Annotated in this window: 13 protein-coding genes; 8 read left to right on the top strand and 5 right to left on the bottom strand. The window is 41.0% G+C overall.

Annotated elements, in window-relative coordinates:
* Positions 1 to 5 precede the first annotated feature (5 nt).
* Both NDN11_RS16535 and NDN11_RS16530 read right to left on the bottom strand, forming a co-directional pair.
* Complete coding sequence (locus NDN11_RS16535; protein ID WP_251110252.1) at positions 6 to 701, bottom strand: YidX family protein; 696 nt, start codon at positions 699 to 701, stop codon at positions 6 to 8.
* Positions 702 to 711: 10 nt separating this feature from the next.
* Entirely contained in the window at positions 712 to 1,074 is a 363-nt protein-coding gene (locus NDN11_RS16530; protein ID WP_251110251.1) for a MerR family transcriptional regulator, read from the bottom strand.
* A gap of 74 nt (positions 1,075 to 1,148) precedes the next feature.
* On the opposite strand from NDN11_RS16530, the gene NDN11_RS16525 reads away from it, so the two are divergent.
* Both NDN11_RS16525 and NDN11_RS16520 read left to right on the top strand, forming a co-directional pair.
* Positions 1,149 to 1,781 carry an RBBP9/YdeN family alpha/beta hydrolase gene (locus tag NDN11_RS16525; RefSeq protein WP_251119298.1) on the top strand — a complete coding sequence of 211 codons (633 nt, stop codon included), beginning with the start codon at positions 1,149 to 1,151 and terminating at the stop codon, positions 1,779 to 1,781.
* A gap of 207 nt (positions 1,782 to 1,988) precedes the next feature.
* Complete coding sequence (locus NDN11_RS16520) at positions 1,989 to 2,507, top strand: hypothetical protein (RefSeq protein ID WP_251110249.1); 519 nt, start codon at positions 1,989 to 1,991, stop codon at positions 2,505 to 2,507.
* A gap of 70 nt (positions 2,508 to 2,577) precedes the next feature.
* Here the strand turns inward: NDN11_RS16520 and fadA are convergent, their stop codons facing one another.
* Both fadA and fadB read right to left on the bottom strand, forming a co-directional pair.
* Entirely contained in the window at positions 2,578 to 3,750 is a 1,173-nt protein-coding gene (fadA, locus tag NDN11_RS16515) for an acetyl-CoA C-acyltransferase FadA (protein WP_004802276.1), read from the bottom strand.
* Between the two features lie 12 nt (positions 3,751 to 3,762).
* The gene (gene fadB, locus NDN11_RS16510) at positions 3,763 to 5,916 is read right to left on the bottom strand and encodes a fatty acid oxidation complex subunit alpha FadB (protein ID WP_251110248.1); all 2,154 of its coding nucleotides are present in this window, start codon (positions 5,914 to 5,916) and stop codon (positions 3,763 to 3,765) included.
* 395 nt (positions 5,917 to 6,311) lie between these two features.
* Here fadB and lpxO point away from each other — a divergent pair, with 395 nt between their 5' ends.
* The 6 genes from lpxO (at position 6,312) to NDN11_RS16480 (ending at position 12,515) form a co-directional block, all read left to right on the top strand.
* Positions 6,312 to 7,226, top strand: coding sequence for a lipid A hydroxylase LpxO (gene lpxO / locus NDN11_RS16505; protein WP_167250298.1), 915 nt, complete (start codon positions 6,312 to 6,314; stop codon positions 7,224 to 7,226).
* A 91-nt stretch (positions 7,227 to 7,317) separates the two neighbouring features.
* Positions 7,318 to 7,737, top strand: a complete 420-nt coding sequence (locus NDN11_RS16500) for a PH domain-containing protein (RefSeq protein ID WP_167250300.1) — start codon at positions 7,318 to 7,320, stop codon at positions 7,735 to 7,737.
* A gap of 103 nt (positions 7,738 to 7,840) precedes the next feature.
* On the top strand, positions 7,841 to 9,640 hold the full coding sequence (gene uvrC / locus NDN11_RS16495) for an excinuclease ABC subunit UvrC (protein WP_251110247.1): 1,800 nt from the start codon (positions 7,841 to 7,843) through the stop codon (positions 9,638 to 9,640).
* A gap of 104 nt (positions 9,641 to 9,744) precedes the next feature.
* The gene (locus NDN11_RS16490; RefSeq protein ID WP_167250304.1) at positions 9,745 to 10,542 is read left to right on the top strand and encodes a thioesterase family protein; all 798 of its coding nucleotides are present in this window, start codon (positions 9,745 to 9,747) and stop codon (positions 10,540 to 10,542) included.
* A gap of 103 nt (positions 10,543 to 10,645) precedes the next feature.
* Positions 10,646 to 11,233: a CDP-diacylglycerol--glycerol-3-phosphate 3-phosphatidyltransferase gene (gene pgsA / locus NDN11_RS16485; protein ID WP_167250306.1), complete on the top strand. Its 588-nt coding sequence runs from the start codon at positions 10,646 to 10,648 to the stop codon at positions 11,231 to 11,233.
* Positions 11,234 to 11,354: 121 nt separating this feature from the next.
* Positions 11,355 to 12,515, top strand: a complete 1,161-nt coding sequence (locus tag NDN11_RS16480; protein WP_251110246.1) for a hypothetical protein — start codon at positions 11,355 to 11,357, stop codon at positions 12,513 to 12,515.
* Positions 12,516 to 12,724: 209 nt separating this feature from the next.
* On the opposite strand, the gene NDN11_RS16475 is transcribed toward NDN11_RS16480, so the two are convergent.
* Entirely contained in the window at positions 12,725 to 13,504 is a 780-nt protein-coding gene (locus tag NDN11_RS16475) for an IclR family transcriptional regulator (protein ID WP_167250310.1), read from the bottom strand.
* Between the last annotated feature and the right edge of the window lie 337 nt (positions 13,505 to 13,841).

Raw genomic sequence — 13,841 nt, 5'->3', positions numbered from 1 at the left:
TGAGGTTAATCAAAAATCTTATCCGCTGCTTGGAAAGGAAGGCTGACCACGTCAATCGCGACTGCAAAAGGTAGCAGTACCAGTTTTTCAAAAGGATTCAAGCCCGATTTAGATTTATAACTTTCTTCTTTGTTGGTATAGATTGTGACTTGATACGCTTTGCTTAATGGTTTTAACGAGGTGAGATTGTTTGCTGCTGGATAGACCACACCTTTCAATTTAAGATCAAAACAGAAGCGTTGTGCGTGCATGCGTTCATCACTTGAGGACGAGCATTCTTTGGCGCCATTTTCAATAAAAAACTCAAGGTCTTTTTTGCTGAGGTCTTCTTTTAACTTCACATAACTAAGCGGCAAAGTACCTGAAAAATTGCCGTCATTTTTTTCTGAATAGAAATTGAGGTCTCGAGTGATTTGAATGTTTTTAGGATCAAGTTTGTTGATGAGGGTGACGAATTGTGCACCTCCTTGAGTGAGGATATAACTATTTTTCTGACCTGCAATGACAATACTGTCTTTCGGTAAATTTGTTGCAGTTTGCGCTGGTCGACCAAAAGCCACCACGTTGTCTTCGACCAAGGTCACTTTTGTGGTTCGAGTATAGCTTCGATTGTCTTTCTTGATCAGGGTGGAGGTGGCGCAGCCTGTAATAACTATGCTCGACAACGTGATAGCGAACGTCGTTTTTATTATATCCTTCATCTTTATGATCCTAAGTATTTGATTCAACTGTACCATGATCTAAAAAAGATTTTAACAAGTCATGTGATCGTTGTAGTTTGCTTAATTGCCCATCCACTTGTTTAAGTTCATTTTCTAGTTTCGACAATACAACTGAACATAAACTAAAACGGCGATCTGCTAAATCAAAACATGATAATAGCACTTGGATGTCTTTTAGGTTCATACCTGCATCATTCAGTATTTTAATTTTATGAATATCTTCAATATTTTTTTGACTGTAATCTCTGTAATTATTTGCAGTCCGTTTGGGTTGCACCAATCCTAGATTCTCATAATAACGCAGCATACGAGGGCTGACTTGAGTCAATTTGGCAACTTTTGCAAGATTCATAAATACAACTTGACCCTGACATAAGTGTCATAGTTTAGCATAGCTTTTAAGCAATATAACTGTGGTCGATTTGAATGAAAAAATTAGTTGGTTTGATTGGATTATGGTGCATTTCAATGTTGGGATATACGGCTCAGCAAGAAGTTCCACAACGACATGTTTATATTGTGCCTGGCTATGGTGCTACAGTACATGACCATTGGTTTGAGTCCGTTCAAAGGCAGATACAGGATGCCCATACGAAGGTAACGATTTTATCTTTACCTGATCCGATGCAGCCAGATGTAGAGATGTGGCAACAAATTTTGGAACAGAATATTCATGTGATAGATAAAAATACTTACTTTGTCGCCCATAGTTTAGGTGGTATCACGTTATTAAATTTTCTATCTAAGCGGAATCCCTTACAGGTTGGAGGTATTGTGCTGGTGTCGGGTTTTACTGAAACTTTACCGGCTTTGCCACAACTCAATTCTTATATTCTAACCAGTCAAAATCTTAAAGTTAATTTCCAGAATGTTGCGCATAAGCACCTGTTTATTTCTGACAATGATGCTTATGTCCCGCCTGAGTTGAGTCTGAAATTAGCAAAACAATTTAAGATACCTTATACCGTTGTGGCTAAAGCAGGTCATTTCTTAGCAGAGGATGGTTATAGTGAATTTCCACAATTAGTTCTGTATCTAAAGGAAATATTGGCACATTAGAAATTTATATAAGAGTTTGTGTCTTGTTTTCCTATTATGGAATGGAACTAATGGCTCAAATTTAATTGATCTTAGGTTCAAACTTTGATTGATATTTACCGTTTATCTGACCTCTACTGAATCAAACATCACTTTGCTGTAGCCTATTAAGTAGACGCTTTTATTTAACTCGATCTTCTTATGGATGAGGGATGTTTGGAGCAAGAGATGAATTTTCTAAAACGATCCGTCCTGATCACTGCATTGGCTTTTACAGGTTTGCCGATGGCTTCTGCGAATGAAACAGAAGTTACTTCATTACCAACCATTCGTGTAATGGCTGAATCTGAATTGCGTGAAGAAGTTGGATTTGTGCCTTATCAGGAGGATAAGCAAGTCCGCCAAGCCCTTCAACATCGGGTCTATAAAATTCATAATGATATGCAGAATGCTGGTGTGAGTGAAAGTCCATTGATCGTGAACTATCAACCGATACAGGCACAGCCCGATCTGTCTCAATATTCTCCGATTTTGCAGCAATATATCTTAGCGGTTGCCGCTGGTTTACAGTCTGCAGACCCAACCAATGGCCTTTTTAAAATGCTGGAACCTTTAAATATTAACCGCGGTAATATTGACGGAATTCGGGATGGGACTGTTAAAATTAATTTAGATGATATTTTGAAATTGCAGCAACAGATTAGAGATGGATTAAATCCGCCACAGAACCCTTTGTTTCCACGTTAAGAACTCTCTTCTATTTTGAAAATAAAAATCCCCGCAAAGTGCGGGGATTTTTATTTTATCTCAGTGTTGATTAAACACGTTCGATAATGGTCGCGATACCTTGACCAAGACCGATACACATGGTCGCAAGACCGATTTGTGTATCTTGTTGTTCCATTACGTTCAACAATGTTGTTGTGATACGCGCACCAGAACAGCCCAATGGGTGACCCAATGCAATCGCACCACCATTTAAGTTGATGATGTCTTGTTTGTCATAAACGCCTAAGCCTTTCATCACAGATAAGCCTTGAGCAGCAAATGCTTCGTTTAACTCGATGGTTTGGATATCCGCCATGGTTAAACCAGCACGTTTAAGCGCTTTTTGAGTTGCTGGTACAGGACCATAACCCATGATCGCAGCATCACAGCCTGCAATCGCCATTGAACGAATCACCGCACGTGGTTTTAAACCCAATGCTTGAGCACGTTCAGCCGACATAAGCAACATTGCAGATGCACCGTCAGAAAGAGCAGAAGAAGTTGCTGCTGTTACTGAACCGCCTTTAGGATCGAAAACTGGTTTCAATGCTTTGAATGCTTCAAGGTTGGCATCAGCACGAATAACTTCGTCGATGTCGCAAAGGATTTTGAAGCCATTGGCATCGTGACCTTCAACACCAACGATTTCGTTTTTGAAACGACCTTCTTGAGTTGCAGCCCAAGCACGACGGTGAGATTCAACACCGAAAGCATCTTGTTCTTCACGAGAGATACCGTTCATACGACCTAACATTTCAGCGGTTAAGCCCATCATGTTCGATGCTTTCGCATAGTGTTTAGATGCTTCTGGGTTAAGGTCGATGCCGTGCATCATACCGACGTGGCCCATGTGCTCAACACCACCAATGATGAATACATCACCTTGGTTGGTTGCAATCTGTGCAGCAGCCGTGTGGATTGCTTGCATTGAAGAACCACAAAGACGGTTTACTGTTTGACCGCCAGCAGTTTTTGGAATGTCAGCCAATAAACCAATGTTACGAGCAATGTTCATACCTTGCTCTAAAGTTTGGTTTACACAGCCCCAAATTACATCTTCAACTTCGTTGGTATCAAACTGGTTACGAGCAACAAGTGCACGAACTAATTCAGCAGATAAACTGTCGGCACGTACATTGCGGAACATACCGTTACGTGATTTGCCCATGGCAGAACGAACGCCATCAACAATCACAACGTCACGTGGATTTAAAGTAGCCATTCACGTCGCTCCTTAACCGTAGAATTTTGTGTTGTTAGCAGCCATGTCACGCAACATTTGTGGCGCTTCATAAGCCTTACCTAAGTGTGCATATTTGTCGCAAAGCGCAACGTATTCAGCAACACCTGTTTGGTCGATGTAACGGCATGGACCACCACGGAATGGAGGGAAACCTACACCCATGATCATGGCCATGTCTGCTTCAGAAGCAGTTGCAACGATGTTGTCTTCTAAGCAACGAACTGTTTCGTTACAGAAAGCAAGCATCATACGGTCGATGATTTCTTGATTATCAAATTCGCGTTTTTCGCCAGTAACGAACGGTGCAATAATTTCGTATGCTGTTGGATCAACAGTTTTCGCTTTCTTGCCTTTCTTATCTAACACGTATTTGTAGAAACCAACGTCGTTCTTTTGACCAAGACGTTTTGCTTCGTACATCGCTTCGATAGAACCTTTGTAGTCTGGCTTCATACGGTCAGGGAAACCTTCAGCCATTACTTCTGCGCCATGAACACCTGTATCGATACCAACAACGTCGATCAAGTATGCAGGACCCATAGGCCAGCCGAATTTCGCCATCACATTGTCAACTTGCTGGAAATCTGCACCGTCTTTTACAAGCAGGTCGAATGCACCAAAGTAAGGGAACAATACGCGGTTTACCAAGAAGCCTGGGCAGTCGTTAACAACGATTGGTGTTTTACCCATTTTTTGAGCAAGAACAACAGTTGTTGCGATCGCTTCTTCAGACGTCTTTTCACCACGAATCACTTCTACAAGTGGCATCATGTGTACTGGGTTGAAGAAGTGCATACCAACAAAGTTTTCAGGACGTTGTAATGCTTTCGCCAAACGTGTAATTGAAATTGTTGATGTGTTAGATGCAATGATCGTATTTTCACGAACATGCTTTTCAGTATCAGCAAGAACGATTTCTTTTACTTTTGGATTTTCAGTCACGGCTTCGATCACGATATCCACTTCTTTAAACTCGTCATAGCTTAAAGTTGGACGGATGCGAGCCAGTGTTTCACCCATTTGCGCAGGTTTCATTTTCTTGCGTTCAACTTGCTTGGTCAGCAAGCCATTCGCTTCTTTCATACCGAGTGCAAGTTGTGGGTTACCAATGTCTTTCATGATAATTGGTGTGCCTTTGCTTGCCGCTTGGTAAGCAATACCACCACCCATGATACCCGCACCTAATACAGCTGCTTGGTTAACAGGATGAGCACCTTTCTCATATTTCTTCGCAGTTTTCTTCACCACTTGGTCATTGATGAATAAACCAATCAATGCACCTGCTTGTGGCGTAACTGCTGCTTTTGCAAAACCTTGTGCTTCTGCTTTTAACGCGTCATCACGTGTTGAGCTTGCACCAGCTTGTAATGAATCAAGCAATAATTTTGGAGCAGGGTATTGAGCAGGGTTTGCTTTCGCAAGAACCGCACCTTTCGCCGTATTGAACGCCATCATTTGTTCAAGTGGGTTCAATTTGATTGCATCTAATTTTTCTTGGCGCTTTGCTTTCCAGTTCAAACGACCAGCAATCGCTTGTTTAACTAAGTCAACAGCAGCTTCTTGTAGTTTGTCGGCAGCAACAACCGCATCTACAGCACCATCTTTTAGTGCAGCAGCTGGTTTTTTCGGGTTCGCCATTGCCATCCATTCAACGGCATTGTCGATACCGATTAAACGGCTTAAACGTACGCTACCACCAAAACCAGGATAGATACCCAATTTGATTTCTGGTAAGCCGACTTGTGCTTGTTCTGACATCACACGATAGTCACACACCAAGCACATTTCGAAACCACCACCAAGCGCTGTACCATTGATCGCAGCAACTTTAGGTAGATCTAAATCTTCAAAACTGTTGAAGATCTCGTGTACAGGCATAAGCCAATCAACAATCGCTTGTTCACCCGCAGCGAAGTTTTGGCCAAATTCAGTGATGTCAGCACCAACGATAAATGTTGATTTGCCAGAGGTAACAACTAAGCCTTTAATATCGTTATTGGCTTTCACTGCAGCAATCGCTGCTTGGAAGTCTTCGATGGTTGCACGGTTAAATTTATTAACCGACTCACCTTGTAAGTCAAAGCGGAATTCTGCAATTCCGTCCGCAAGCATTTGGACGGTAATGGCATTGCCAGCGTGGATCATGCCTGATCTCCCTTGTTGTGGAGGATTCTGAGTGGATGTCATAAAGCATGTGTGCACTTAGGCACACAAAAAAAGCTTCGCTAATCTTACGATAACTATATCCAAAAAGGACATAACAAGTTGTATCAAGCCGTGACGCTAGGGTCATCAATTTATTGTAATCTTGGACTTGAACTGCTAAATCATGAATAAAAATAAGTTTTTCTACCAGAATAGAGTGTTTACTCCTTGATTGTGATCGGGAATTTAAAAATCGCTTTTGTCCGATTTAGGTAAAGCAAATTGGTATTTAAGCCGACAAATTTGCTAGAATAACAGGCTTATTTTGAGTGCGATTTTGAGATTTGATAAATCAAACTGGCATTTGGTTTTCAGCTAAGAAGATAGAGTAATCTATGATTAAGTGGATCATATTAGCGATTTTTATCATTTCGGCACTGTATATTCAGCGCCGTGGTAAAGTAAAGCATTCGTTTTATCGTCAATTTTTTGACCATTCTACGATTCTCGCACCCATTAATTTTTTAATGTACATGTTTTCAAAAGTGCCGAATCAACCGTACATTGACACCCAACATTTTCAAGACTTAAAGGTTTTGGATGAAAATTGGGAAATGATTCGTGATGAAGCAAAAGCCTTGTATGACAAAGGTGGGATTAAAGCATCGAGTAGTTATGATGACTTGGGTTTTAACTCATTCTTCAAAACAGGTTGGAAACGTTTCTATCTGAAATGGTATGACTCAGCGCATCCATCAGCTGCGGAACTTTGTCCTAAAACAACCGCATTGCTAAAGACTTTGCCAACAATTAAAGCTGCAATGTTTACTGAATTGGCACCAGACAGCCGTTTGGTTCGTCATCGTGATCCATATGCAGGTTCATTACGCTACCATTTAGGCCTAATCACACCCAATGATGATCGCTGCTTTATCGATGTCGATGGCGAGCGTTATTCTTGGCGTGATGGTGAGAGCGTGGTATTTGATGAAACTTATATTCACTATGCTGAAAATACCACAGATCAAAACCGTATTATTTTCTTCGCAGATGTAGAGCGTCCATTAAAGACCCGTTTTATGGAGAAGTTTAATCACTGGTTTGGTAAAAGTGTGATGACGGCTGCGAGTTCACCTAATGAAGCGGGTGATCAAACTGGCGGATTAAATAAAGCATTTGGTTATATTTACCAAGTTCGTATCAAAGCGAAAGCACTTAAAGCATCGAATCGTTCACTTTATTACTTCTTGAAGTGGTTCATCATGCTTGGTTTATTTTTCCTTATTTTTATTCGTCCTTATGTGTTTTAAGTTTGAATAACATCAACGTCCGAAAGGGCGTTTTTTTATGGAATTTGGCTTAGAATGTTTTTTAGTTCATAACAATTCGCTTTAAAAATCTATGCAAACGTTTCGTTCTAAAATTGATTGGTGGTTCTGGGGTGTGGTGATTGCAACGACAGGTTTGTTACTGCAATTTTTATGGACGATGTATGTGAAAGGCACCATGCAGGAATATCCTGAACATGCCCTACTATATTTTCTGACGATCGCTATATTATGGTGGCCGATTTTTAATACGCGTTATATTGTGACAGAACAACATTTAACGATTCGTTCGATGTTATTCAAGTGGCAGATTAATCAGTCAGATATTACGAAAATTTCCATAAGTCATAATTTGATTTCATCTCCTGCTTTATCTTTGGATCGTCTACGAATTGATTATCGGAAAGATGGAGTTACAACTCATATTTTGGTTTCACCTAAAGATAAACAGACGTTTTGCAGTGCCTTAAATCAAACGCTTTCGAAGCACTAAATCATTTATAAGCTTCGCTATTACACGATATTCACATTTAAAACTTGAAAAAAATTAAGCAAACATCACATCATGTGGTGTAAATAGAGAGAATAGGCACATCGTGAACCCAAACGCTCGAGAACACATTGAAAAAATATTGGCGCATATGACTCAGTTACCTGGCGTTTATAAAATGCTGGGTAAAGATGGGGAACTCTTGTATGTAGGCAAAGCCAAAAATCTAAAAAATCGTGTGTCGAGCTATTTTGTTAAAACCATTGAGCATCCGAAAACGCAGGCGTTGGTTGCCCGTATTTATGATATTGAAAGCTTGGTGGTGCGCTCCGAAACCGAAGCCTTATTGCTTGAGCAAAACCTGATTAAGCTGCATCGTCCGCCTTATAACATCATGTTGCGGGATGACAAATCCTACGTCTATATTTTTGTCTCCTCAGATAAACCCTATCCGCGCATCGCCAGTGGGCGTGGTAAAGGCAAGCATCAAATCGGTAAATTTTTCGGTCCTTATCCAAGTGCTTATAGCGCACGTGACACGTTGTTGGTATTACAGAAATTGTTTAATGTGCGCCAATGCGAGAACAGCTATTTTTCGCAGCGCAAACGCCCATGTCTGCAATATCAGATTAAACGTTGTACTGCACCTTGTGTGGGTTTGATTAGTCCCGAAGAGTATAAAGAAGATGTGGATAATTCCATTCGCTTCCTTCAGGGTGATACCAAAGAGCTGAATCAAGAACTGATTGGGAAAATGGAGCAGGCCGCAGAAGCACTGGAATTTGAAAAGGCGGTGTTCTATCGAGATCGTTTGGCTTTACTCCGCGAAGTGCAGGCGCAGCAAGCGGTGTTTAAAATCAAAGGTGAAGCCGATATTCTGGCGATTGCCTATCAAGCGGGTGTGACTTGTGTCCAAATTATGTATGTACGTAATGGGCGTATGCTTGGTGGTAAAAGTTATTTCCCAGATATGTTGGGCGATGATTTGGGGCAGATGCTCAGTGACTTTATGGCGAACTTCTATTTCCAAGTTGCCGATGAAGTGCCGACAGAGCTGATTGTGAATGTTGATGTGCCAGACCAACAACAACTAGAAGAAGCCTTACAGCAAACCTTTAATAAAAAGGTACAGATCAAGCATAAAGTACGCGAGACTCGAGCTGAATGGTTAGAGCTGGCACAAATGAATGTGCAACATGCAATTAAAGGTAAACTCAGTAATCATTTAGAGTTAACTGAGCGCTTTTATCAGCTTGAGCAAGTGGTGGGCCGACCGATCGACCGGATTGAGTGTTTTGATATTAGTCATACCATGGGTGAAGCGCCGATTGCATCTTGTGTGGTGTTCGACCAAGGCGGAGCACGAAAGCGAGACTATCGTCAATTTGCCATTCAGGATATTACTGGTGGTGATGACTATGCGGCAATGCGTCAGGCGCTAATCCGTCGCTATAAAAAGAATATGTTGCCAGATCTTCTGTTAATTGATGGGGGTAAAGGGCAGTTACATATGGCGATGGAGGTGATGCAAGAGCTTGAGCTGGATGCCTTTATGATCGGGGTATCTAAAGGTGAAGGCCGTAAACCCGGATTAGAAACCTTGCATTTTACTGATGGTAACAAGATTCAACTTCCAGAGGATCATAAAGCTTTGCATTTGATTCAACAGGTACGAGATGAGGCGCATCGTTTTGCGATTACCAAACATCGTGCTAAGCGAGATAAACGTCGAAGTAGTTCTGTATTAGAAGCGATTCCAGGACTTGGACCAAAGCGCCGTCGTGATCTATTGACTCATTTTGGCGGGATACAAGGCGTATTAAGGGCATCGGAAAAAGAGTTGATGTTAGTACCCGGATTAGGCGAGGTTCTGGCGCGGACAATTTATAAAATCTTACATGAATAATTTGACCGATTGACTAAATCTTCCCAGTATTGGTGCCGGAAAGATCATTCACAAATGACTAAAAACATTGAAAGATAGATTGATTCGATGATGAAGGAAAAATGATGTCCTTGCTTCCGCTATATCAACAGATAGAACAACAAGAATGGATCGATATTCCTTCGGGTTGGTTACAAGGTCGTACTGTGTTTGGTGGGTTGATTGCCGGACTGATGGTCCAAAAAGCGCTAAGTGTGGTACAGGATGCAGCAAAGCAACTGCTAAGCTGTAACATCACTTTTGTTGGGCCTGTACAACAAGGGCAGGCAAGACTCAGTGCTGAAGTATTACGTGAAGGAAAATCAGTTACTACGCTAGAAATCAGACTCTGGCAGGATGATGCCGTACAAAGTATTTTGGTGGCCAGTTTTGGCCTACAACGCGAATCGCGTATTCATGTCCAGAATTTGCCCCAAGTGCCTGATTATCCAACAGCTGAACAACTGGATAAAACCTTCTACATTGAAGGGTTAATGCCTGAATGTTTACAGCAATTTGAATTGTGCTGGGCTGAAGGAAGTTATCCAATGGCAGGCAGCAAGATGCCTGACTTTGGTGGTTGGGGACGCTTTGCACCAAGTTTACATAGCAATCGTGACATGCAGTTGGCTGATCTGTTTGCCTTAATGGATGTCTGGCCGCCTGGGGTATTGCCAATGTTTAAGACCCCTGCACCTGCGAGTTCATTAACTTGGCAAATTACCTATTTGCAGCCGATCATGGGGCAAATTCAAGATTGGTTTAAATACAAAGTCGTGACTGAATATGCAGAACATGGGTATTCCACTGAATATGCCTATGTTTGGGATGTTGAAAACCGTTTAATTGCGGTGCTTAGACAGACAGTTGCCGTTTTTGCCTAGTCGACACTGCGGTGCATTTCGTATAAAGTTGCTTACACATGGATAATCTCAGCACATCCTTTGTGCAACATGCATATTTAGTGCAAACAACATGGCGGTGTTTATGAGTACAGGGCAAATCCTGAACATTCCCAATATTTTAACTTTGGCACGTATCGCCCTTATTCCTGTGTTTTTGGCCATCGCGTATTGGCCACCAGCAATTGGAATTGCCGAGCATCATGGGGGAATGATGCGCCATCTGATACTGACTGCAATTTTTGTGCTTGCAGCAGTGACCGATTGGTTTGATGGCTATTTGGCAAGAACACTGAATCAAACCTCTGCTTTTGGGCGCTTTCTCGATCCTGTTGCAGATAAGTTAATGGTCGCTGCTGCACTGATTGTATTGGTGCAATGGCAACCGACGATTTCAATGGCCTTTGCTGCAATTGTGATTATTTCCCGAGAGATTACTGTTTCTGCACTACGTGAATGGATGGCGGAGTTAGGTGCACGTACCAGTGTGGCGGTGTCCACCGTTGGTAAATATAAAACTGCTTTTCAAATGATTGCGATTAGTGTGTTCTTGTTGAACTGGAAACCATTGGAAATCTGGGCCTATGCCTTACTGTATGCTGCGGTGATTCTAACGCTATGGTCAATGTTTATTTATATGAAAGCCGCTTGGCCGTACTTGAAACAGCCTTAGAATTTAAGTCCTTCAGCTAGTTGCTGCAAATTTAAATAAAAAAATTAGAGAATAACAGCACTCACAATGCTTGATTAGACAAGGGTGAGTGCTTAAAACGATAAGTTGGGAACACACATCAATGTCATCAATATTATATTTATCCGACCAAGTCTTACATCAATTGCAAGGCCAAAAAGCACAAACCATTGATTGTCATGCGGTGAGTCAGTACAAGAAAAATTTACAAGAGATCAAGCAGCGTAAGCAATGGAAAACCTCGGGCACGGGGGCACAATTCATGGGGGTCACGAATTATAGTGAGCAAGATGAGTTAGCACATGTTTATCCTGTTGATGCAGTTTTAATGGATGATCAACATATGATTTATGCAGCACAATTGCAGGATGGTTGTGCGATTTACATCAAATCACTCTTGGACTTACAGCAACCCGAAGCGTTGGTGTTAAGAAATAATGAATTTATTATTCATCACATGGATTATGATGCGCAGCATAAAAGGCTGATTTTATCGGCTAGCCCTGGCCATGCCTATGAACGCCATCTTTGTATTTTAGGTTTAGATTCCAATCGGATTCAATATATTACGGAAGGTGATTGTCAGGATCAGCATCCATGTTTCGATCCACAAAATCCAGATATTATTTATTACGATAGTTGTGGTTTTGCCTATGATCAACAGGGCAGTGTCAGTATTGGGCCAAGAGAAGTGTGTCGTTTGAATCTGAAAACAGGTGACTTGGAAACGATTATTGCGGACTCTCGTTATGATTGCTACAAACCGAAAATTGATGCAGCGGGGCAATTATATTTTTTGAAGCGACCTTATAAGAATCAACACTATAGTGACAACTCTTTGAAAGATATCGTATTGGCGCCATTTAAAATTATTCGGGCTGTATTTGGTTGGTTAGATTTCTTTACCCAGCGTTATACTGGTGAATCCTTGAAGTCGACCTCAGGCAGTAACCCTGCGAAATCGAGACAAAAGTCTGAAGAAGAACTGTTTGTGGAAGGCAATTTGATTAAGGCACAAAAGGCATTGCAGCAAAATCAAAGTGCAGGAGAAAAATTTGCTGGCGTTATTCCACGCAGTTGGGAGTTGATCCAGTGCTCAAGTACAGGGGAGCAAACAGTATTCAAGCGTGGTGTACTAGGTTATAGCTTGAATAATCAGGGTTCAGTTCTTTATTCAAATGGAAAGCACTTGGTGTCTATTGCTGCTGATCAGACTGAGCAGATGTTAGTAGAAGCCAAACTGATCCAAAAAATCGTGTGCTGATACATTTTTAGCGGTAAAAGCCTTCTCTCTAGAGGGCTTTTTTATTGCCAGATGAATGGCTAGACAAGAAAAAAGCCCATCACAAAAATGAGCTTAGTTCTCTGAGGAAAGTCATGCTCTTTTGGGAGAGTATGCTGAAGAACATAATCATAATATGAGAATTTATTGATATTTACAACAGGGGAAAATGTAAATGTTTTTTAATATTCTCAAATTGAACTGTTCTGATTTTCTGAAAGCGTCGCAAATTTATGCTCAATTTGTGCTGCATTGCCTTGCAGAATCTCAATCAACTTTTGAATATTAAGGAAGTCAAAACGGTTCTTTGATGCCACCAATGTTAATGCGATTGGAGCTTCTTTATTCGAAAAGCGAATTGGCACAGAAAGGCCACACACCATCGGGTCGATCTCACCTTGTGATAAATAGAAGCCTTGCTTTTTAATTTTGCGCATCTGTTGCATAAATTCATCGGCATTATGGGCAAAACCCACTTGGGCAAGTTCTTGCGTAAACTGCTGATAATAGGCTTGAATGCGTTGTTTAGTGAGATGTGCGATCACGATTTTTGGTGAAGCTCCCACATAGACGGGGCGTGGACAGCCTCGACCATAAGAAATCAGCTCAGCTTCTTTAAATGTCTCATGATGCAGGTCGATACAGTAATCATGATTTAAGTAAGTCAGTAAACAGCAAAGCTCTGTTCGTTCCACGATATCGCGCATAAAGGGAATGCTGATCTGGATTAATGGATCTGTACTATGAGAAATGTAATCTAAGACTGCGATTTTAGAACCTAAAGTATAATCGCCAGATGTGCCACTAATTCGTTTTAAAATATCGGTAGAGACCAATTCTTTGAGATAGCGATAGGCAGTTGGTTTGGATAGAGCAAGCTCATCACAAATGATATCGACATTGATAATCGGACGTGAAACTGAAAATAAATCCAGCACGGTGAGAATCTTACCAAAACTCGAAATTGCCATGATGGGGTGTCTACTCCTTACAAAATAACGTGAAAACCGAACTTTTTATTGCTTTATAGCAGAAAAGCGAAAGATCGTGTATGTACTTTTAAAGCTGATCATCCGCGATCAATGAATTAAAGTGAAAGTTGAGAAAATAAACATATTTTATAGTTAAAAAATCAAATTTAAATTAAAAATTATCAAATGGTGATAATTTATGTTGACTAATTTACTCTATTTTGAAAAAATAAGCTACGCAATGTCTTATGTGGATAATTATTTTTAGGAAAAATTTTCTGAAAATTAAGTATTGCGTATCACTCCTTATATCCAGTTTTACTCATAACGCTTGCCC

The organism is Acinetobacter sp. C26M (assembly GCF_023702675.1).
Lineage (GTDB): Bacteria > Pseudomonadota > Gammaproteobacteria > Pseudomonadales > Moraxellaceae > Acinetobacter.
The sequence above is the reverse complement of the archived record's forward strand: the minus strand, read 5'-3'. Positions and strand labels throughout refer to the sequence as shown.

What these genes read in the sequence shown, in the direction of transcription:
- NDN11_RS16475 (WP_167250310.1), bottom strand. Translation starts at nt 13,504, where the DNA reads ATGGCAATTTCGAGTTTTGGTAAGATTCTCACCGTGCTGGATTTATTT.
- fadA (WP_004802276.1), bottom strand. Translation starts at nt 3,750, where the DNA reads ATGGCTACTTTAAATCCACGTGACGTTGTGATTGTTGATGGCGTTCGT.
- lpxO (WP_167250298.1), top strand. Translation starts at nt 6,312, where the DNA reads ATGATTAAGTGGATCATATTAGCGATTTTTATCATTTCGGCACTGTAT.
- NDN11_RS16480 (WP_251110246.1), top strand. Translation starts at nt 11,355, where the DNA reads ATGTCATCAATATTATATTTATCCGACCAAGTCTTACATCAATTGCAA.
- NDN11_RS16525 (WP_251119298.1), top strand. Translation starts at nt 1,149, where the DNA reads ATGAAAAAATTAGTTGGTTTGATTGGATTATGGTGCATTTCAATGTTG.
- NDN11_RS16520 (WP_251110249.1), top strand. Translation starts at nt 1,989, where the DNA reads ATGAATTTTCTAAAACGATCCGTCCTGATCACTGCATTGGCTTTTACA.
- pgsA (WP_167250306.1), top strand. Translation starts at nt 10,646, where the DNA reads ATGAGTACAGGGCAAATCCTGAACATTCCCAATATTTTAACTTTGGCA.
- NDN11_RS16500 (WP_167250300.1), top strand. Translation starts at nt 7,318, where the DNA reads ATGCAAACGTTTCGTTCTAAAATTGATTGGTGGTTCTGGGGTGTGGTG.
- fadB (WP_251110248.1), bottom strand. Translation starts at nt 5,916, where the DNA reads ATGATCCACGCTGGCAATGCCATTACCGTCCAAATGCTTGCGGACGGA.
- NDN11_RS16535 (WP_251110252.1), bottom strand. Translation starts at nt 701, where the DNA reads ATGAAGGATATAATAAAAACGACGTTCGCTATCACGTTGTCGAGCATA.
- NDN11_RS16530 (WP_251110251.1), bottom strand. Translation starts at nt 1,074, where the DNA reads ATGAATCTTGCAAAAGTTGCCAAATTGACTCAAGTCAGCCCTCGTATG.
- NDN11_RS16490 (WP_167250304.1), top strand. Translation starts at nt 9,745, where the DNA reads ATGTCCTTGCTTCCGCTATATCAACAGATAGAACAACAAGAATGGATC.